Source organism: Aquimarina rhodophyticola (genome assembly GCF_042434915.1).
GTDB lineage: Bacteria > Bacteroidota > Bacteroidia > Flavobacteriales > Flavobacteriaceae > Aquimarina.
Map to the genome: position 1 here is coordinate 1393645 of NZ_CP170198.1, position 22012 is coordinate 1415656.

15 protein-coding genes are annotated in these 22012 nt (G+C 31.1%); 3 read left to right on the top strand and 12 right to left on the bottom strand.

What is annotated here, in order from left to right; all coding sequences use genetic code 11:
• Positions 1-54 precede the first annotated feature (54 nt).
• From ACE939_RS06190 to ACE939_RS06200, 3 genes are all read left to right on the top strand, one after another.
• Positions 55-1998 (top strand): right-handed parallel beta-helix repeat-containing protein, encoded by a 1944-nt coding sequence (locus ACE939_RS06190; protein ID WP_378187993.1) that lies wholly within the window; start codon positions 55-57, stop codon positions 1996-1998.
• A 345-nt stretch (positions 1999-2343) separates the two neighbouring features.
• Entirely contained in the window at positions 2344-4299 is a 1956-nt protein-coding gene (locus tag ACE939_RS06195) for a hypothetical protein (protein WP_378187995.1), read from the top strand.
• Positions 4300-4653: 354 nt separating this feature from the next.
• A complete protein-coding gene (locus tag ACE939_RS06200; protein ID WP_378187997.1) occupies positions 4654-6621 on the top strand; it encodes a uronase in 1968 nt (655 codons plus the stop codon).
• Positions 6622-6674: 53 nt separating this feature from the next.
• Here ACE939_RS06200 and ACE939_RS06205 read toward each other — a convergent pair whose 3' ends face one another.
• The 12 genes from ACE939_RS06205 to ACE939_RS06260 form a co-directional block, all read right to left on the bottom strand.
• Positions 6675-7661 carry a glycosyltransferase gene (locus ACE939_RS06205; RefSeq protein WP_378187998.1) on the bottom strand — a complete coding sequence of 329 codons (987 nt, stop codon included), beginning with the start codon at positions 7659-7661 and terminating at the stop codon, positions 6675-6677.
• Positions 7662-7675: 14 nt separating this feature from the next.
• Positions 7676-8761, bottom strand: coding sequence for an EpsG family protein (locus ACE939_RS06210; RefSeq protein WP_378187999.1), 1086 nt, complete (start codon positions 8759-8761; stop codon positions 7676-7678).
• On the bottom strand, positions 8754-9641 hold the full coding sequence (locus tag ACE939_RS06215; RefSeq protein WP_378188001.1) for a hypothetical protein: 888 nt from the start codon (positions 9639-9641) through the stop codon (positions 8754-8756). The genes ACE939_RS06210 and ACE939_RS06215 overlap by 8 nt, the downstream gene beginning before the upstream one ends.
• 52 nt (positions 9642-9693) lie before the next feature.
• On the bottom strand, positions 9694-11124 hold the full coding sequence (locus ACE939_RS06220; RefSeq protein ID WP_378188003.1) for an MBOAT family O-acyltransferase: 1431 nt from the start codon (positions 11122-11124) through the stop codon (positions 9694-9696).
• Positions 11125-11126: 2 nt separating this feature from the next.
• Positions 11127-12248, bottom strand: a complete 1122-nt coding sequence (locus ACE939_RS06225) for a glycosyltransferase family 4 protein (protein WP_378188004.1) — start codon at positions 12246-12248, stop codon at positions 11127-11129.
• 4 nt (positions 12249-12252) lie between these two features.
• Positions 12253-13356: a glycosyltransferase family 4 protein gene (locus tag ACE939_RS06230; protein ID WP_378188006.1), complete on the bottom strand. Its 1104-nt coding sequence runs from the start codon at positions 13354-13356 to the stop codon at positions 12253-12255.
• A gap of 1 nt (position 13357) precedes the next feature.
• Entirely contained in the window at positions 13358-14338 is a 981-nt protein-coding gene (locus tag ACE939_RS06235; RefSeq protein ID WP_378188007.1) for a polysaccharide pyruvyl transferase family protein, read from the bottom strand.
• A 52-nt stretch (positions 14339-14390) separates the two neighbouring features.
• Entirely contained in the window at positions 14391-15668 is a 1278-nt protein-coding gene (locus ACE939_RS06240) for a hypothetical protein (protein ID WP_378188009.1), read from the bottom strand.
• Entirely contained in the window at positions 15669-17183 is a 1515-nt protein-coding gene (locus ACE939_RS06245) for a lipopolysaccharide biosynthesis protein (RefSeq protein WP_378188010.1), read from the bottom strand. It abuts the gene before it with no gap.
• 36 nt (positions 17184-17219) lie between these two features.
• On the bottom strand, positions 17220-18500 hold the full coding sequence (locus ACE939_RS06250) for a nucleotide sugar dehydrogenase (RefSeq protein WP_378188011.1): 1281 nt from the start codon (positions 18498-18500) through the stop codon (positions 17220-17222).
• A gap of 46 nt (positions 18501-18546) precedes the next feature.
• Positions 18547-19545 carry an SDR family oxidoreductase gene (locus ACE939_RS06255; RefSeq protein WP_378188012.1) on the bottom strand — a complete coding sequence of 333 codons (999 nt, stop codon included), beginning with the start codon at positions 19543-19545 and terminating at the stop codon, positions 18547-18549.
• 300 nt (positions 19546-19845) lie between these two features.
• Positions 19846-21807, bottom strand: a complete 1962-nt coding sequence (locus ACE939_RS06260) for a thiamine pyrophosphate-dependent enzyme (protein ID WP_378188419.1) — start codon at positions 21805-21807, stop codon at positions 19846-19848.
• Between the last annotated feature and the right edge of the window lie 205 nt (positions 21808-22012).

Genomic DNA, 22012 nt, shown 5'->3' on the forward strand with positions numbered 1-22012 from the left:
TAACTTAATATTGTGTTAAACGATTGTCAATCCCCAAGTTTAAATGATTATTCGATGAAAAATTTACCTTATTACCTATTAACCTACGCATTTATTTTTATTTCTTGTAGTAATGAAAACGATGATGAAATTGAAATTCTTCAGGATGAAGCTGATATAGAGATCCCTATTGAAGAAAACGAACTGTACTACCAAACGACGCCATGTGATTTTGATGGGTCTCTTATTAAATCTAATACTACTGTTGTAGTTGATTGTATTTTAGATTTAAAGGGAAAAGTCGTTAAACTACCAAAAAATGTGACGTTTACATTTGAAGGTGGAGATATTATTAACGGTACACTCGAGTTTCAGGGTGGTTCGATAGATGGTGAATTGTTGAGTTCTAAAATTTCAATACTTGGAGACGTTGCCTTATCCAAAACAACTTTTAAATTTCTTCCTTCCCGTTGGCAAATTGAACAAGGAACAATTTCTTTGGAGCAAGCGCAAAAAAATAAGGAGGTTTTAGAAAGCACTCTACTATTAGTTAAAAAATTAAAAGCTACGACACTGTCTATTAATAAGATGGATGCTTTTTTTGCTGTAGGAGATTATAATCCTACGCAAAATTTTTATCCTTCTAAAGAAGCTATAAATATCCCAGAAAATTTTACTTTTAGTATGAGTGATCAAACTCATTTGCGAGTTTTTCCAAACAATACCAAAAAAAATTCTCTACTGGCTGTAAGGGATGCAAGCAATGTTACTATTAAAGGAGGAAATCTACATGGTGATAGAGATTATCATGATTATTCTAGTGGTGGTACGCATGAATGGGGTCATCTTATAGAACTTCATGCGGCTACTAATACAAATATCATAGGTGTTACCATGAAAAATGCTACAGGTGACGGAATGAAAATTCACGATATTAACTTTACCTTCCAACCAGATCACAAACCATCCCATGATATACTAGTTACAGATTGTATTTTTGATAGCAATCGTCGTAACAATCTATCAATAACAAGTGGCTTTAATATTATCATAGAAAATAATCAATTTCTAAATGCAGGTGTTGATACAGATAAAAGTACGGGAATAGCACCAAAATTTGGTATTGATATTGAAGCCCATAGAGAGCGTAATGATCATGGTGATATCGTATATTATGAGCGCGCTCATGATATTATTATTCGCGATAACGTAGAAAAAAATAGTGTTGCAGGCGGTTTTATTGTGTATATCGGTGAAAACGTAACTATTGAAAATAATCTGGTGGAAACAAGTATATCTTGGAGTTATACTACCGGAACAAAAATTTTGAATAATAGAGTAATAGCAAATCCAACCAGAAATAGAAATACAGGCATAGTTGGTGGTAGATCTAGCAATGTTTTAACAACTTTTAATAACACCATATCTGGAAATTATATAGAAGGGTTTCAAACAGGAATTACCCTATTTAGAAGAGGTAATGAGGTTTCTAAAAATGTGATAAAAAATTGCGCACAAGGTATCTTTTTAAAATTAGTCGATGATTCACAAATTTATGATAATGAAATAACGAGTACAAAAAATTCTAGTAAGGGAATATTTGCTCATCAAACTTCGTTATCAAATTTAACTATAAATGATAATGAAGTAAATGTTACGGGAGATCCTTTCAAATTTGTTCAAATTAATACATCTAATGAGGAAGACGCCTTTACCTTTAAGATAACTAATAATATATTCAATTCATCTTCAAAAGCGACTATATCTGATACTAAAGGGTTAATTCTGGCAAATAATACTCTCAATATAGGTACTTCAATATATAATTCGTCTTCAATTGCGATTAAAGATAATTCAATATCATCTGGAGTTTTACCTGGAATATATCTTAGAGAAGTTAATTTGGATATTTCGTTATTGAGAAATACTATTAATACCACTAACCCAGACTGTATCAAAATAGAAAGTACTACTAGTGTAAATGAAATATCCCGTTCTAACAATGATTGTACAACTTAAAAATGTTGCCACATTTTTTTTTCAAATTATCAATATAGATACGCTCTTTATTACAAAATTTAGCAAATATCTAAATTAACTATTAGGTTATCTATCTATATGTTTTTAATCTATTGATTGAAAATTTGATCATTATCATTACTCTATACCCCATTATTAGAATTTTAGATTACTAGCTAATTTAAAAATTCTATGCAGCACTATGGCATGTTAACAAACAGGTATTTCATCTATTTTACAAATTTATAATAGTGACCTATCAAACTCTTATAGTATCAAAATACATTTAATCCAATTGATATTGCTATTGCATATCTACAAAATAATTCAAAACCCTAAATTCTCATGAAATTTTTTATTTTCAATTTTACACTCATTTTTCTCTGTTTGTCTTGTTCAAAAGATGACATTAACGATACCACTATTTCTGATTCAACATACAATCTTTACAATTATCAAAACATAGCTAATCAAAGGTCGATAGTACCATGTTCCTACTCTTTTGAAAATGTGCTACCAAATTCGACTATAGAGGTATCCTGTTTAATGAATTTGGAAGGTAAAACGATTGTTCTTCCTCAAAATGTAAGACTGTTATATGACGGTGGCGATATAATTAATGGTACACTTATATTTGAGCAAGGTGTAATTGATGGCGAGCTATTGAATAACTCTTTACATATTAAGGGTCCCACCTCCATAAGCACACCTACATTTGAGTTTATTCCGAGTAGATGGAATCTAATTGAAGGAAATATTTCTTTATCAATAGCCAAGAAAAACAAAGAAATTTTAGAAAGTACATTTTTACTTACAAAATCTTTGGGTACCAAAATTTTTAAAATTAATGAAATGGATGCCTTTTTTGCGGTGGGTAATCATAATCAAACACAAAACTTTTATCCTTCAAAAGAAGCTATCAATATCCCCAGTGATTTTATATTAGAAATGACCGATCAAACACATTTAAGAGTATTTCCTAATAATACCAAAAAAAATTCTTTGATTGCTATAAGGGATGCGAGTAATGTTACAATTAGAGGAGGAAACCTTCATGGAGACCGGGATATGCATGATTATTCGGGTGGTGGCACACATGAATGGGGTCATCTTATAGAATTACATGCCGCTACTAATATTATCATCAACGGATTGACCATGCAAAATGCTGCAGGTGACGGAATGAAAATACATGATTTAAACTTCACCTTTCAACCAAATCATAAGCCATCAAGAGATATTATAGTTACGCATTGCATTTTTGATAGCAACAGAAGAAACAATTTATCTATTACAAGTGGTTACAATATTACTATTGAAAATAGCACATTTTTGAATGCTGGTATCGATACACCAAAAAGTAAAGGTACCGCACCCAAATTTGCTATAGATATCGAAGCTCATAGAGAAAGAAATGATAATGATACTATTATTTATTATGAAAGAGCACATGATATTACAATACAAAATAACATTGAAAAAAATAGTGCTTCGGGTGGATTTGTTGTTTATATAGGTGAAAATGTAACTATTCAAGAAAATGAAATCGAAACCAGTATATCTTGGAGTTACACTACAGGGACCAAAATTAAAGACAATAGAGTTATCGCTAATCCTAATCGAGACCGAAATTCTGCTATTATTGGTGGAAGGTCTAGTAATATTCGTACAACATTTAATAATGTGATTTCTGGTAATTATATCGAGGGTTTTAAGACTGGTATTACTCTCTATGGAAGAAAAAACTCTGTATATCTCAACAAAATAATAAATTGTAAACAGGGGCTTTTTTTAAAAAAACTTTCTGATAGTAGACTTTATGCTAATACTATATATAATGATACGCCTTCAAGTTTAGGAATTGTAGGTCACTATACAACACTGGATAATGTAACAATATATAACAGTACAATAACTGTGAAATCAGAACCGTTTAAATTTGTTAAAATAAATTTCTCACCAGAAGCTAATTTATATACGTATACAGTAAAAAATAACATATTCAATTCAACCAACAATGCTATAATATCCAATGTAAATGGACTCTCATTAATCAAGAATAGAATCAATACCACTACGACCATATACAATGGTGAAAATTTAAAAATTGATCAAAATATAATTAATTCCAAAAAAAATAAGGGCTTACATTTAAGAGAAATCAATCTCGATGTTAGTATCATTGATAATATGATTCATATCGAATCTGGAACATCTTCAGAATGTATTGCGATTGATTCTACCACGAGTCAAAAAGAGGTAGAAATTACTAATAACTCTTGTTTTGAGAATAGCATATAAAAAATAAACCACACAAATACTAGTTATTGTCAATGGTGAGCACTATCTAATATGTATACTGTGGGGATAGGTGTGTCATTAATGGGGAAATTTTCCCCATTAATGACACACCTATAATATGTAATTAATTTCTCATTAGCATTAAATCAGATTGTTTTCAATATAAACAGTTAATTCTTTATACTTTTTTAAATAAATCCATATAAAATGTTAATTTAACAATTATTTAATAAATAAGATTTACTCTTTTTAACTTGGCATTAACTTTGAATTCTAATTTTTGTAATTGAAAAAGTTTCACACACCCTTTTCTTAATTTTTAGATAATTAATAAATATTAAAATTCATAACCAAATGCGAAAAATTCATTTTTCACTTCTAGCACTTCCTTTAGCCCTATTATTTGTACTCACTTCTTGTAATCAGGATTCTATACAAGATGAAATAGAAAATCAATCACAATTAAAAAATCTTTCCAGTTTAGACTACACAGCCAGAATATCCAGAGCTTGTGATTTCTCTTTAACTAGTTTGAGCCCAAACTCTAATATTTCAATTAATTGTACTGTTGATTTAAATGGAGAAACGGTAAAATTACCACCGAATATAAAGTTAACGTTTGATGGCGGTGATGTTGTAAACGGAACTCTTGATTTTTCAGGCGGAGAAATCGCTGGTGAATTGTTAAACTCCTCCCTCAAAATTATCGGTAATGTCTCTCTCATTGAAAATGTTGTTAACCTTATTCCTAGTAGATGGGATATAACAGAGGGTAATACATCTTCGACATTGGCATTAAAGAATAGAGATATGTTAGAGCTTGCAATAAATACGGTTAAACAATTAGATGGTACAACTTTGCAAATCGATACAATGGATGCCTATTTTGAAATTAGTAAAATGACGAGTAATACTGAAAATAGAAACTTTTATCCTTCTATAGAGGCTATAAATATTCCGTCAAATTTCAATTTAATCATGTCAGAAAATACTCATCTTAGAGTATATCCCAATGGAAGCTATAAAAATTCACTTCTTGCAATGAGGGATGTTAAGAATGTAACTGTGAAAGGGGGCAATTTACACGGAGACCGGGATCAACATAATTATTCTAGTGGTGGTTCACATGAGTGGGGGCATTTAATCGATATCCATGCAGGTAATAATATAGAAATATCAAATATTAAAATTCAAAATGCTACAGGAGACGGAATGAAAATACATGCTTTGAATTTTGTTTTTGAGGATAACTATCGCCCTTCTAGTCAGATAAAAGTTCTTAACTGTACTTTTGATAGCAATAGACGTAACAATCTTTCAATTACAGATGGTCATCACATTCTTGTTGAGGGTAATACTTTTCTTAACGCAGGTGTTGATACTCAAAATTCTAAAGGAACTAATCCTAAATTTGCCTTGGATATTGAAGCTACTCGCAAAAGAGATGCGAATGGTACTATGGTTTATTACGAAAGAGCATACAATATAACAGTAAGAAATAATATAGAAAGAGGTAGTGAGAAAGGAGGATTTATAGTATTCATAGGTGAAAATGTAATATTTGAAGGTAATTCAATGGAGAATAGTATCTCTTGGAGTTTTACTAATGGTACCAAGATTCGCAATAATGAATTTAAAAGAATTTCAGATAAATCAAGTTCGACAGCTATTGTAGGAGGACGCCCCGATAACATGTTGTCTACTTATAACAATCAAATATCTGGTAATAAAATTTACGGTTATTCGTCTGGAATTACTGTTTTTGGAAGAAAAAATAAAGTATTTAGTAATTTAATTGAAAATTGCGATCAAGGAATTTTTCTTAGAGTTTTAGAAGATTCAAGACTATATGCAAATACGATTAATAGCACGGTTTCGGGAAGTAAAGGTTTTTTTGGTCATATGACTAGTATGAAAAATGTTTACATATACAATAGTCATGTCAGTGTAGTATCGGATCCTTTTAAATTTGTAAGGGTTAATTACCAATCAGATGAGGCTAACAATACTTTTATACTACGACATAATAAATTCAATTCTAATGCTAGAGCTGTAATATCTGATACTAGAGGGCTTACTATGCAATATAATACTATGAGTAATGAGACTACTATTTATAATTCTTCCAAAATAGATTTACTAAACAATACAATAAACACATCAAGTACCAAAGGTTTTTATTTACGACAAGTAAATAGAGATATAAACTTAGATGGTAATAAAATAAAAGTTCGTGATACTAGAAGTTCTCAATGTATTAAAATAGAATCTTCGACAAGTCGTCATGAAATAACTGAAAACAATAATAGTTGCTCTGTTTAAAATTAATTTAACTCAAAACAAAAAAGGGGTTCAACATATGTTGAACCCCTTTTTTATACATTTTTAATAAACTGTGTTATTTTAAACATCCAAAAATTTTTAATCAAAACCTTTCTAAATAAGTCTTTCTTCTTAATTTTTACAGGAAAATCAGTATAATAGAGTTTTTTGTCAATTAATGCATATTTGTATGCAAGCATTTCATTGTAGCTAAAATTATTTTTAAACATCATGTAAAACGCATTAATATTAATCATAGTCATACGCTCAATAAAAAAATTCGAAGCAACAGTACTTAATGCTTTTTGAGAATTTTGACTTTCTTGAAACGCTCTGATGTTTTCTAAAATTTTTATATAGTCATTTAAATACTTTTTCTTTTTTGATATATCTGTATTTCTAGTTATAGAGTTAGATGATTGCAAAAATTCTATACATACATGACCTATAGCTTTCATCTTAATTGCATGAAAAAAAGACCTTGTATTGAATTCAAAGTCTTCTCCATAAATTTTCTCTAAAAAGAATAGGTTATTCTTTTTTAGAAATTGAGTATTATAGAGTTTGTTACATGCTGATCCAGCATAATTAATTTTGTCATAATACATTATACCTGTAAGCACTTTATCGCATGATTTGGAGATCGTATTTGCAATTTTTCCATCCTCAGTAACCAAATTAGCGCCAAATTCTAATATATCAAGAGCATCATTGTCTGCAATAGAAATTAAGTATTTTAATTTGTTGGATAGCAACCAATCATCTGCATCCAAAAAAAGCAGATATTTTCCATTTGCATTTTGGATACCTGTATTTCTTGCACCACCAAGTCCTTTATTTTTTTGAGATATAACTGTTATAAAGGTATGTTTACTAGCTAATTCACTAGCAACCAACTTACTGTTATCGGGAGATCCGTCGTCAACCATAATAATCTCCATTTGCTCCTCCTTCAAATCTTGTAGTACTACTGAATTAACACAACGTGCTAAATAATTTTCGACATTATACATTGGAATAATTACAGAAATTTGTATCATAAGAATATTAAATATTAAGAATAGTACACATAAAACATTAAATATGTAAAAGCAAAATAAACAAGTACAACTCTTCCAATCACTACATGTTGTTTAACAAAAAATGATTGTTTCAAAAAAGGATAAATTATAACCAAAGCCATTAAAAACCAGGATAGGTAAGCAAAGCGATTTGAAAAATTAGCTCTAATGACTAAAATCCAAAAAGCATTTGCTGTGAGATATATATTAAAAATTTGACTGTACAATGGATCCTTAAATCCTTTTCTAAATAAAAAATACCATCCAGAAAAAACCGCCGATGCACTGTATAGTAAAAAGTCATATCTAAATCCTCCAGAATTGGCAGTTGGGCTAGAGAGATAACTTTCCAGTCTGTCATCTCCAAAACCTAAGCTCATAAATAAACTTTCCCAAATTCCTCCAAAAGCAATCGACATGGGTATTGCTAATATCCATCCTATCAAATACCATTTTGAATTTTTAAAAACTAAGGTCACTATATATGCTATTATTGGAAGTAACAATGTTTGGTGAAATAGTGCTGAAAGTGCAAAACACAGAATCATAATCATCTTTCGATCATAGTATGACAAAGCCAATAAGAATAAAGAAGTTGCCATTCCATTTCTTATTCCATTAACTGCATAAGGCCAAAAGGAAAATGAAGTGACTAACATGATAAATGCGTAAAACCAATAGTTCTCAAAAAATCTTTTTGAAACTCTATACATGGGAAAAATATAGATAAATACACAAAAAAGAAAGAATGAATGTATTGATAAAAATTGTGACAAGAATTTCATGAAAAGATGAAAAAAAATATCCTTATCTTCTATCAAAGCACCACCAAATTGATAATATTCAAAATGACGTGCATACGTAGCCATATCTGTAAAGTAAAATCCACTTACTGGTCGTAAACCTATATAGAAAATGCTAAATATTAATACAACAACACCAACAGAATTTGTGAAAATCAGATTTTTTTTGTCATTAATATCTAAAAGAAGTGTATGTAAAACTGTAAGTAGAATTATTACAAATGTAATATTTATATAAATCGAATAGTAGTATTGTAGGGGGACAAAATCAATCATGATATATGACTTTTTGCTTTGTTATTTTCTTTATCATTTCGCAAATATCTTGACTAAAAATAACTCCTCCATATTTATCAATATGGTTCCCATCATAAGTTTGATATTTATCGTTACTCTTGAGATTTATATAAATCACTTGATTGTTATCTGCGATTTCATCAATTCTCTTATCAAAATCAGTCCAAAACTGGTTTTCTATCGTTAGTATTTGTTCATCCACTGGCATTCGCAATAGTATCACGGTACCAAAATTTTTAAGGTATCGAATTATATTTTGAAAACTTTGCATTCTGAAATCTGAAGGAAGCCATTGTTTACTAAACTTTTGATACATTACAATTTGGTTCTTTTTCCAAGCAGTCAGTGTTGCTTCATCCTTGGGCAAATTTGATTCTTCTAGCCAACCATCTCTATGCAACTTTGAAGATCTTCTAATTATAGATCTAAAATGAAAATAATCAAAATTTTTGATAAAATATTCAAAGTTGATTCTATGATCTACATAGTTCATATTATGAGGTGGCATATCGCTTTCAAAATACACCTCTGTATCAAAATCATCCTTTTCTCTCTTAGAAAAAAGCCAAGGATTTACGGTTACTATAAAAAGTCCTTTTGTAGTGGTTGTATCTAATTTTCGTTTAATACTTTTAAAATATTCGGGTCCATAAGCAATTTGGGCTATAGTGAAACTATAATTCTGTATATCACCTTGGTAAGTTGTATTTATATAATTACATTCATTGAGCACTCTAGGTTGTAATCCCTGCATACTTCTCGAATCTCCAAGAATCATCGATTTTGCTTTTGGTGTTGTGAATTTTTCATAAAAATAATCTATATAGCCTCCTTGGGAATAGAGTATGCTAGTGATCATTAACAGTACTAAACCAAAAAAAACAACACTCTTTATAAGAAACTGTACCATGTTAGAATTGAAAATAAATGAATGACTGAGATTTGGCTCCAAAAACTAAAATTATACCTATAAATAATAAATATATGCTCCAGCGCAATGGCATATATTTAATTGTACTAATTTGTAAGCCATGAGCTTTATTACGTTGAAACCATTCAATTACAACGAGTAACCCGATAAAAATTAAAGGTTTAATATCAACATTAGGTCGAGTAAGCCAACTTGTGGTGACCAAACCGCTTAAGTAAGAAAAAGCTGTTTGTAAACTATCTGCTCTAAAAAAGATCCAAGCAATAATCGTTAATAAAAAAGTGAAGAATATTTGACACAATTCTTTAACACTGATAAAAATTTTACCCTGAGCGACTGTATCTGTATTTTTTCGATTTCTTTTTGCCAAAAGAAGTGGTAAAAAATACAATGCGTTTAAAAAACCCCAAAATATAAAAGTCCAGTTAGCCCCATGCCAGAAGCCACTAACAATAAATATGATAAATGTGTTTCGAATCTTTATCCATACTCCTCCTTTACTTCCTCCCAAAGGGATATATACATAATCTCTAAACCAAGTTGATAAAGATATATGCCATCGTCTCCAAAACTCTGCAATGTCCCTTGAAAAGTAAGGGTAAGCGAAGTTTTGCATTAGATTAAATCCAAATAATCTGGCGGTACCAATTGCAATATCAGAATATCCAGAAAAATCCCCATAAATTTGGAACGCAAAAAAGATTCCGCCAATTAGTAAAGCACTAGCATTTAAGTCTGTATAGTTATCAAAGATATGATTGACAACTATCGCGCAATTGTCGGCTACAACTACTTTTTTGAAAAGACCCCAAAGAATTTGTCTTAATCCATCTGAAGCTTTGTTATAATCAAAATGTCTTTTATTATGAAATTGTGGTAGTAAATTTGTTGCTCTCTCGATAGGCCCAGCAACTAATTGAGGAAAAAAGCTGACGTATGCAAAAAATGCTACTAAATCTTTTGTAGGTTCTAATTTACCTCTATAAATATCAATAGTGTAACTCATTGTTTGAAAAGTATAAAAACTTATCCCAACGGGTAAAATAAAATCCAATGTTAATGCATCCATTTCATACCCAACAGTACTAAACGCCTCTGCAAAGGACTTCGAAAAAAAATTGAAATATTTGAATATCCCTAGAAATCCTAAATTGACAATCATGCTTATAGTAAGCCATATCTTTTTTCTAGAATTACTACTTGATTTTTTAATATAGAGACCACAGAAATAATCTACAAAAGAACTAAACGCAATTAATGAGAGAAATCGATAATCCCACCATCCATAGAATAGATAACTTACTATTAATAATAATAAGTTTTGGATAGAAATCTTTTTGTTAAAAAGGAACCAATAACTTAAAAAGACTATTGGCAAGAAAATTAGATATTCAAAAGAATTAAACAACATAATTAATTAGTATTTTTGAGAAACAAAGCTTCCCATCTTTTCATAACAATTTCTGGTTTAAACCGGAGCATATTTTTTCTAGCCTTTTGCCCCATCTTTTTCCTTAATTCTTCATTTCCAATTAGATTTAGTAATGCCTGTGAAAGTTCAGTTATATTTTGATCCTCTACCAAAATTCCATCTACACTATCGGTAACAATGTTACGAGGACCATTGGGACAGTCAAAAGAAACGACTGGTAAGCCATTAGATAATGATTCTAAGAGCACCATAGGGAAGCACTCTGTTTTTGAGGACATTGCATAAATAGAAGATGCTAATAATTGTTTATCTAACTCGCTGGTTGACCCGCATAATCTGATATGGTTTTCTAGATTTTTTTCGGCAATTAATTTTTTCAATTCATTAATATAGAAAGTATCTCCACCTCCATAAATTTCAAGTGACCAATCAGGATATACTTTAAAAACCTTCTCTACACAACAAATTAATTTTTCGAAACCTTTTACAGGAGCTATACGACCTGCACTGATAATTTTTTTTGCCTCTAAAACGGCTGAAGTTGTAGGATACGATGTAATAGCATTGGGTATTACAACAAGGTTACTAGATTTATAATATTGCTTCTCGTCATCTGTAAGTAGTACTAAATAGTCATACTTAGCTTCAATATAATCATCGATTTTGTATTTTATTTTTTTCTTAAAAGAAGTATTACCTTTTCTTTCAATATCATAATAAAATCTCGAAGAATGGTATTCTTTGATCTTAAGAGTTCTTCTACTTAAAAAAGGAATAAAGAAGAAATCAAAAGCATAATTGCAAATTATTAAAACATCTGGTTGTAACTCTTTTAGTTTTCTTTTCAACCGAAAAAAGTGTTTTGGTGCTTTTAACAGATTTCTAAGATCCAAATAACTCTTTTGTCTATTATAATTTATACCAAGATCATGATGCTTTACATTGGGATGCATTTGATAACAAGAGGATTTACCTCTTTGCTCTGATGTAATTAAAAATACCTCATGAGAGGTTTCTGATAATAGATAATTAATCTTATTAGATAACACTCTTTCTATACCACCATGAAGGTAAGTTTGATCTGTATAAAATGCAATTTTCATATGGCTATTGTAATAAACTTTTAAAAAGAATATCCCACTTAGGAAGAATTACATCGGGTAAATATGATTTGGCTTTTAATCGAGCAGCTCTTCCCATTTGTTGTCTTAGATCTTTGTCTGATATCAAAAGATTAATTTTTTCTGCAAATTCATTAATATTTCCATTAGGTACCAAAAAACCGTTAATTCCATCATCGATTATTTCTTCTGGACCACACGGACAATTAAAAGAAATACATGGCAATCCATATGCCATGGCTTCAATTAAGACCATCCCAAAACCTTCGAACCTAGAAGACATAACATAAATTGAAGCTTTTTGATACTTTTCACCAATATTTTTTACTGGAGGATAAAAGAAAACAGAATTATTAATTCCTAATTTTTTTGATAAATCAGCATAAGGGTCTCCTTTTTCTATTTTACCATAAATCTCCAAACTCCAGTCTAAATTAGTACATACCACATCACCCCAGCTCTCTAACAATCTATCATATCCCTTTTGATAACATTGCCTTCCTACAGCTAATACTTTTTTATTTGACAAATTAGAAGTGTCCGTTAAATCTGGATAAAAGGATAATGGATTAGAAATTACAACAGTATTACGTAGGTTCCATTCTTTCAAATTATCATTAGTTAGAACAACGAATTTATCGAATTTAGACCCCATAAAATTCATTATTCTGTACGTCAAATTAGTTTTGAGTCTTTTTAATATAGATACGTTTTCTGTTTGAACTTCAATATTTTTTGATACGTGTCGTTCGTAAACAATAGGTGCAGTTTTGTGCAAGATGACAGGCAAAAAAAAAGCTTTGAGACCATCATCACAAACAGATATTATATCAGGATCAATTTTTTTAACCAATTTTCTAATTTTACAGGCATACTGTTTTAAATAAATAATTGGATTACCTGTAACTTTTAAATCGTGATAGTTTAATAAGCTACTAAAATTATAGAATAACGTATCTTCTTTTTGATTTAAAGTAATTATATGTACTTCATATCCCAATTTTTCGGCCAAGTAACTTGCTTTTATTGAAAGTACACGTTCAAGACCCGCAGCTCCGCTAATTTGATTTGTGATATAAAGTAATCTCATCTTAAACGGTAACAGATTTTTTGATAAAAGCCTTGCATTTTTCTTTCAAAGGATCTGCTAGTTTATGATGTAGCCCCAAATTAGTTACCATAGTATTTAAATTAATTTTACCAGGTAAATCAAAATTTGCAGTAAAACTTCCATCATCAGCGACATCTACTCTATTGAAAAGTTCTGAAATCCCATCAAATCTACATGTATCCACAAAAGTGTTAAAACCATCTAGAAAAATAACTGGAGTTCCCATTGCTAGACAAGGCAAAGCGCAATGGATTCTAGAAGTAATAACCAATTTTGCTTTTGCATATTTTTTCAAACATTCTTCGGCATATGCAAATTTTTGTTCTTCAGTTTGTTTTCCTATCGGCAAAACTTGCGTTACATAATTGGCACGTTCTAGAACATCCTTATCTACCACTTTTTCTAGATGTTTTTGAGCCTTATTAAGATTAAAAATATCTCCTTTTAAAGTTCCTTTTACAAAATTCTTAGGACTTAGCATTAATTTCCCTTTTGTTGGGTAATTGTAAAATGGATCAACGATATATATTTCCTCATCTCTTAATGAGTCATCTACTTTATAATTATCTAAAGTGAGCGTTAAACATCCTGTAAAGTAAGCATCGATACCCTGTTCTTGTAGAATTTTAACTGTAAATTTATCTCTACATCCAATAGGAGCATGCTTTTTTAAGTATGTTATTCCTGCTTCTGTAAGCATAAAAGGAGCGGCAGTAGAATTCATATGGAAAGAAACGAAAAGCGGATCTATTTCCTTTGAGGGTATCCAGTGATGAATGTTGTGTGTAAACCATCCATTCATTATCAACTTAATGTTTTCCTGACTATAATCTGCTAATTTCTCTCTGTTTAAAAACCTATCTATTCTTGGTAAATATTGTTTTGCTGCGAGGCTTTGTACATAATCCCCAACATTATATGTTTCTTTTCCTTCAACGTAGGTTAATAGTCCGTATTTCATATATATATTTTTAGTATACTTTTTAAGGTTTGATTGTCTTATCAATTAGTGTTTATGCTTTTAGTGAGCGATAAAGTTTATAAAGAATTGGAAACTTTTGTTTTAAAATAAATTTTCTACGTTTATTTTGTTTAACCTTCATTTCGTTCTTATTTACAATTTCATCCAAATCCAATTTAATAAACCTTTGTATCTCATTACGCTCAAACTCTTCGTTATCTATTACAAAAAAACTATCAACTGATGCTGCTTTTTCTTGTATACAGGTCCATTGATATTTTAGACCTTGAGTCATTACAGTATTTTCATCAAAATTTTTAAAAATTAAATTATAGAAGTTATTTGGCACATTAAATCCATACAATTTTGGATCTGCACCAGTGAGAATTAAGCTTAAAATTGTACGTTGACATTTATGGCACGTATTACAATTGTAACCTGTACGTGCTTCTGCGTAGCAAACCCTCAATTTTATATCATATGATGATTTTTGTATAAATTTAACTACATTATCTACTTTATCAGTTCGTCTCAAATGGTAACCATCATGCGTTATTTTAGTATTTGCCCATCTCATATTTTCGTCAATAACTGGTGAAGAGCCCCAACTATATGTAACCTCGTGAGTCGCAGACGCAGCTATATTTATATTAGTAATTCCGTATTTATAACTTAATGGAGGTAAAACTCCTAATAATGCCATACCGTGTTGAACAGCACCCCACCAACCAAGATCTGCTAACAAATCAACTTTATACGTATAAAACTCTCGTAAATTTGATTCGACATAAAATAATTTTGATAAATCTAAAAGTTTCTCTTCGGCATTGAATTTTTTAAATTCTTTCCATCTCTTTGTGTCCTTTATTTCAACATCTGCACCATGAATACTAATTAGATAAGGGTTTTTATCATAGTTTCTAGTAAGGGATTCGTAAGAATCTAATCCTCCACTAAACAATAACGAGGTGTTATCTCCATTAATAAAATTTGGAACAATAGTGTTAACATGCAATTCACCTTTGATATCAACAGTAGGGTGAAACTTTTGAAATTGTTGCTTTAAAATCTTTAGAGAGTTATAAAACGTTTCATCTATTTCATCAATATAGACATCAAAACCAACAAACCAAGAAATAGGCATGATGTTGGATAATAAGGGAATACAAGCAAGACTTAAAGGAGTATCGCTAATATCTTGGTCGTATAGTACATAAAAAGGGTTGTTCTCTTGAAAATATTCTTTTATCTCTTTATCGAATTCATAATCGTAAGCTATTTTATATCCTTCTTTCTGAAATTCAATATTTTTAAGTTTAAACTTATTCATTTACGCTTTTTTAAATTTTAAATACACTGAATTGAAACCATCAGTAAATAATTTTTTTTCTGATTCATACATTCCTAAAGAAAAGATCAAAACCGCATATGCCATACTAAATAAAATACCTTTCAAACCAAAATTAAGCCAACCTGCTCCTGGTATATAATTAATAAAATATCCGATTATACTTACTAGAACCCCTACAATAATTAACTTTGAGAATAATCCTTTAAAAAATCTAATTATATTTAATCCAATAACTTTCTGATAGTATACATTCATAATATTTTGAACAATAATCCACCCGATCATTGAACCAGTTATCATACCTATAGCACCATAACTTTTTGCGAGATATGCTCCTGCACCAGTACCTAGTAACATAAAGGATAAGTAAAGAACTGCTTTAAAAGAAATTTTATTTTTAGCTTCCAAAATTGAATTTCCAAAACCCTGTACTAGTGGTACCGTATAGGCCACCATAATCATTACAGCAATTATCCATGAATCGTAATAATTGGATCCAACCCATAGATTTATAAATTGTTTACCAAACAATACAAAAGCTATTAAAATATAAAGTAGTACGATAAAGGATAAACGTCCAACTTTAATCATCATGGTTGTTAGTTCTTCACCAGATGCTTTTCCTACGGACATTTTTGCAGCTCGCGGAAGAAAAACACTAGAAATAGCCGTAGAAAATGCTCCATAATAGGTTCCTAACATGATACCGATTCCATAAATTGCTAAAACCTCTGGCTTAACTAAAGCTCCAAGTACAATATGGCCAGCTTTCCATTGAAACATCCCTACCAACGAAAAAATAAAAATCCATACTGAATAGCCCAAAATATGTTTTATAAATGAAAGCTGAAATGCATTGAAAGTAAATCTAACCTTTAATTTTTTGATAACATAATAGGCACTAGCTCCAATGACTATTATATTCATAAGAGTATCAATAATTACAATAGCAATAGCCTTACCTCCTAATAATAAGACACCAACCACCATAGCTGATCTAATAATATATCGTATGATGTTTAAAGTTTTTGGAAAAACGAATTGTTCATAACCAGAACAAATTCCCATAAATACTCCGCCAGGGAGTTTTATCGCTAAGTTAAAAATCAAAATGAGAGACATTATTTCTGCTATTTCAATTTCAGAGGGTGACATTTTACTATAATAAGTATCGATATTGTAGTAAAAAACACTTCCCACTATTAAAATAATGGAAGAAATACCTATATACAATAGTATTACAGTCCCCAAAAAATCACGCTCTTTTGTCAAATTTTTTTCCGCTTGATATTTTGCAACAAACCTTATTACGGTATTGTTTAAACCAAAATCTAATACCGAAATAGATCCAACAAGAGCACCAATAGCAATATAAATACCATACTCGGCATCCCCTACTTTTTGTATAATAAAAGGTGTGAGTAGTAAGCTAACAACATTGGTTAATACAATGGTAGTATAATTTAATAACGCTCCCTTTTTAATTTGACTCAACTCTTAGATATTTATTAGGTTTAAATTTTTCTCTTTTTACAGTCTACCATCTACTGCTTCCTTAATACATCCTTTTACATCGTAGATTACACCATTAGTAGTTAGGTATGAATGTAAATCAAGTTTTTTGTATGCATCATGTGCAACAGTGAGGGCAACAGCGTCAAATTTTTCTTGTGGTAGTTCTTGAGTTGTTTTAAGACCATACTCATGCATTACTTCTTTTGGATTTGCCCACGGATCATAAATGGTCACTTCTGTACCAAAACTTTGAAGCTGATTAATAACATCTACAGCCTTAGTATTTCGAACATCAGGACAATTTTCTTTAAATGTAATGCCCAATACCAAAACCTTACTACCTTTAATTTTGTGGTCCTTACGAACCATTAACTTAATTATTTCAGAAGCTACATACTGTCCCATACTATCATTAAGTCGCCTACCTGCCAAAATGATCTCAGGATGATATCCAAACTCTTGAGCCCGTTGTGCTAGATAATAAGGATCTACCCCAATACAATGTCCACCTACAAGTCCTGGTTTAAAGGGTAAGAAATTCCATTTTGTACCCGCTGCTTCTAGAACATCATTGGTATTGATATCCATTAAATTAAAGATTTTAGCAAGTTCGTTGACAAAGGCTATATTTATATCGCGTTGAGAGTTTTCTATCACCTTTGCCGCCTCAGCAACTTTGATGGTCGGTGCTAAATGGGTACCTGCGGTAATTACAGAATTATATAAGGCATCGACCTTTTTTCCAATCTCAGGAGTTGAACCTGCGGTAACTTTAAGTATTTTATCAACGGTATGTAATTTATCTCCTGGATTGATTCTTTCTGGAGAATACCCCGCGTAAAAATCTATATTGAAGCGTAGTCCGCTATTTTTTTCTAATACCGGTACGCATTCTTCTTCTGTTACACCAGGATACACTGTAGATTCATAAATTACAATATCACCTTTTTTTAATACCTTGGCTACAGTTTCACTTGATTTGTATAAAGGTGTTAAGTCTGGACGGTTATTTTTATCGACCGGCGTTGGCACTGTTATTATGTAATAATTACACTCTTTAATGTCATCAAGACTTGACGAGCAAAATAATCCAATAGCACTATTTGCAGAACTTTTAAGAACCGCTTGTAAAACAGTATCTTCTACTTCGAGCGTACTATCTATACCATTATTAAGTTCATCGATTCTGGTTTGATTGATATCAAATCCAACAACAGCATATTTTGTTGCAAAAAGTCGTGCAAGGGGTAAGCCCACGTAGCCTAGGCCTATAATGGCTATCTTAGTATTTTCCATGAATGTTTATTAAAATTGGTGGTTGTGGTTTCTTTTGTATCGAATTTTATTTGAGATTTTCCCAATACCACGATACAGCTTCCTTGAGTCCATCTTTAATAGAAAACTCAGGATCGTAATTTAATAATTGTTTTGCCTTATTTACAGACGCTAATGAGTGCGGCACATCACCTTTTCGCTCTGGACCATTTTCAACTTCTATCGATGCTATATCAGGATCATAATTAGCTAAATTTTCTTTTAACAAACTTACTAGCTCATTAAGCGATGTTCGCTCTCCATAAGCGGTATTGTAAACTTGATTTAAGGCATTTTCATTATCAGTTGTTATTGCCAATAAATTCATTTGAATAACATTATCAATATAGGTAAAGTCCCTGGAGTATGAACCATCTCCATTAATTACAGGTGCCTCATGATTCATAAATTGCATTACAAATTTTGGAATAACAGCTGCATATGCGCCTTTTGGATCTTGCTTACGTCCAAAAACATTAAAATATCTAAGCCCAATAGTATCTAGACCATAAGTAGTTTTAAAATTTTCAGCATAGAGTTCGTTCACATATTTTGTTATAGCATAAGGGGACAAAGGTTTTCCTATAACATCTTCGACTTTTGGCATACTTGTCGAATCACCGTAGGTAGATGAACTTGCTGCATAGATAAAACGCTTTACACCAGCATTGTTGGCTGCAACCAACATGTTTAAAAAACCACTAACATTAACCTCATTACTCGTTATTGGATCGTTTATAGAACGTGGTACTGAACCCAAAGCAGCCTCATGAAGCACGTAATCTACGTTTGTACAAGCTTTTTTACAGTCCTCAATATCTCTTATATCTCCTTCTATAAAACTAAAGTTTTCTTTATTTTCTAGATGGGCAATATTCTTTTTGTGACCAGTCGCAAAATTATCCAGACCTACAACCGAACTTCCTATCTCCAACAAACGCTCGCACAAATTAGACCCTATAAAGCCAGCAGCGCCTGTCACAAGTATCTTTGATGCACGTAATACTTCTAATTGTTTCGTATTCATTTTAAAAGTTTAATTCTCAGTAACATTTGTACATTAACAAACATCTGGTGCGAAATTAACATATCACAATCGAATAGACAACCGAGCATTCAATGTGAATAAATACTTCAAAAATTTGTAATAGCATCTTAGCTGTCTTTTACAGCCTTTTATCGAATAGTTTTAAACAAATAACTTAAAATCAATATCTTACATAAACATTGAGTTTGTAGTATTTAAACAAATTTTGACTTAAATTAACAAGAAAATAACAGAACATCCTTTAGATAACTTTAACTTTTATAACAACTAATACTATTCTTAGAATTCTATAAGACTAATCAAAGCTTCTTCAAATCGTGCTTTGGCTAAATATTTTTTTTCTAATTCTGAATTAAATGGAATGGGGGTATCTAAACTTCCTATCCGAGTAACTGGTGCATCTAAATACTTGAAACAATTTTCCATTAATAAAGCCGAAATATCAGAAGCAATACCTCCAAATAAACTATCTTCCTGTAAAATGATTGCTCTACCGGTTTTTCTAACAGATGTATAAATTGTCTCTGTATCCAGAGGTTGTAAAGTTCTCAAATCAATAAGATCAGCCTTTATTTTATAATTTTTCTTTAAGATTTCAAGTGCCCAATGAACTGCTGCCCCATAACAGATTACCGTAACCTGTGATCCTTCAGTAACTAATGCTGCTTTTCCTATTGGCAACTCATAATAACCATCAGGCACCTTTTGCTTGACAGAACGATATAATGCTTTATGTTCAAAAAATAATACAGGATTTGGGTCAGATATTGCTCGGTTTAATAATCCCTTGGCATCAAAAGGGAATGCAGGATATATCACTTTTAACCCTGGTGTTTTTGTAAACCACGCTTCGTTGGTTTGGCTATGAAAAGGCCCTGCTCCTACTCCACCACCACAGGGTAAGCGAATTACAATATCAGCCGTCTGACCCCAACGATAATGTGATTTTGCTAGTAAATTTACGATAGGATTAAAACCAGAAGATACAAAATCAGCAAACTGCATTTCTACAATTGCTTTTCCCTTATTTATTGCATATCCATATGCAGCTGCAATAATAGCGGATTCGCAAATAGGAGTATTACGTACGCGATCTCTACCAAATTTTGATACAAAATTATCTGTAATTTTAAATACTCCCCCATATTCTGCAATATCTTGACCCATAATGATCAATTCTTCATACTTTTCCATAGATTCAAGTAAAGCTTCAGAAATTGAATCTATAAAACGCTTTTCACTTTTTACCATATTCTGTGTGTGAATGGGACTTGAGAAGTCAGAAAAAACATCATCCAATTCAGCTTGATTAGTACTTACGATATCTTTTTCATCCTGCGCAATTTTCCAATCTGTATCAATTTTAGACTCGATTTCATTTTTATATTTTTCTTTAATTTCTTCATTTAAAATAGCTTGCGCTTTCAAGAATATCTCAAAATTGCGTAACGGATCTTTAGCTTTCCAAAAAATCAAATCTTCTTCTGGGACATATTTGGTACCGCTAGCCTCCTCATGTCCACGAACTCTAAATGTTTTAAATTCTATTAAGACGGGTCTTGGATTTTTATGCATATCTAATGCCAAGGTATTGATGCTCTTATAGACTTCCAAAATGTTATTACCGTCAATAATATGAGATTCCATACCATACCCAACTCCCCTATCTGCAAGATTTGTACAGTTATATTGTTCTGATACTGGCGTGGATAAACCATAACCATTATTTTCAATGCAAAATAATACGGGAAGTTCCCATACAGAGGCTATGTTTAAAGCTTCATGAAAATCTCCTTCACTACTTCCTCCGTCTCCCGTAAACACAGCAGTTACTCGTTCTCTACAATTGATTTTATCTGCCAATGCAATGCCACAAGCAACACCAAGTTGTGGTCCAAGATGAGAAATCATACCAATAATAGAATATTCTTGTGTACCAAAGTGAAAAGAGCGATCTCTTCCTTTTGTAAAACCACCGGCTTTACCTTGCCACTGACTAAAAAGTCGATGTAACGGAATATTTCTTGAAGTAAACACTCCCAAATTGCGATGCATAGGGAGTATATATTCTGTATCCATCAAAGCCAACGTTATCCCCACAGAAACAGCTTCTTGACCAATCCCAGAAAACCATTTTGAAACCTTACCCTGACGCAATAAAATGAGCATTTTTTCTTCAATACATCTAGATAGCAACATCGCTTTATACAACTTTAATAAAAGTTCATTAGTAAAAGTCATGGAATCTAAAGCAAATTCGATTACCAAATTTTTCTCTTCTTTTTGGCTAGTAGTTAACTTCATAAAATGCTATTGAGAATTCAAAATAAAAAGGTGAAATGAGTATTCAGTTTTGTTATAAAATTACTATTCCAAAAAAATTGAATTATATACTAATATACAAAAACGTTTATATTAACTACATGTTAAAAGATAGCGATAAAAA

Excerpts from the sequence above, each read along its gene's own strand:
- ACE939_RS06255 (WP_378188012.1), bottom strand. The coding sequence starts at position 19,545 with ATGAATACGAAACAATTAGAAGTATTACGTGCATCAAAGATACTTGTG.
- ACE939_RS06240 (WP_378188009.1), bottom strand. The coding sequence starts at position 15,668 with ATGAATAAGTTTAAACTTAAAAATATTGAATTTCAGAAAGAAGGATAT.
- ACE939_RS06190 (WP_378187993.1), top strand. The coding sequence starts at position 55 with ATGAAAAATTTACCTTATTACCTATTAACCTACGCATTTATTTTTATT.
- ACE939_RS06260 (WP_378188419.1), bottom strand. The coding sequence starts at position 21,807 with ATGACTTTTACTAATGAACTTTTATTAAAGTTGTATAAAGCGATGTTG.
- ACE939_RS06215 (WP_378188001.1), bottom strand. The coding sequence starts at position 9,641 with ATGATCACTAGCATACTCTATTCCCAAGGAGGCTATATAGATTATTTT.
- ACE939_RS06210 (WP_378187999.1), bottom strand. The coding sequence starts at position 8,761 with ATGATTGATTTTGTCCCCCTACAATACTACTATTCGATTTATATAAAT.
- ACE939_RS06205 (WP_378187998.1), bottom strand. The coding sequence starts at position 7,661 with ATGATACAAATTTCTGTAATTATTCCAATGTATAATGTCGAAAATTAT.
- ACE939_RS06225 (WP_378188004.1), bottom strand. The coding sequence starts at position 12,248 with ATGAAAATTGCATTTTATACAGATCAAACTTACCTTCATGGTGGTATA.
- ACE939_RS06235 (WP_378188007.1), bottom strand. The coding sequence starts at position 14,338 with ATGAAATACGGACTATTAACCTACGTTGAAGGAAAAGAAACATATAAT.
- ACE939_RS06250 (WP_378188011.1), bottom strand. The coding sequence starts at position 18,500 with ATGGAAAATACTAAGATAGCCATTATAGGCCTAGGCTACGTGGGCTTA.
- ACE939_RS06220 (WP_378188003.1), bottom strand. The coding sequence starts at position 11,124 with ATGTTGTTTAATTCTTTTGAATATCTAATTTTCTTGCCAATAGTCTTT.
- ACE939_RS06230 (WP_378188006.1), bottom strand. The coding sequence starts at position 13,356 with ATGAGATTACTTTATATCACAAATCAAATTAGCGGAGCTGCGGGTCTT.
- ACE939_RS06195 (WP_378187995.1), top strand. The coding sequence starts at position 2,344 with ATGAAATTTTTTATTTTCAATTTTACACTCATTTTTCTCTGTTTGTCT.
- ACE939_RS06200 (WP_378187997.1), top strand. The coding sequence starts at position 4,654 with ATGCGAAAAATTCATTTTTCACTTCTAGCACTTCCTTTAGCCCTATTA.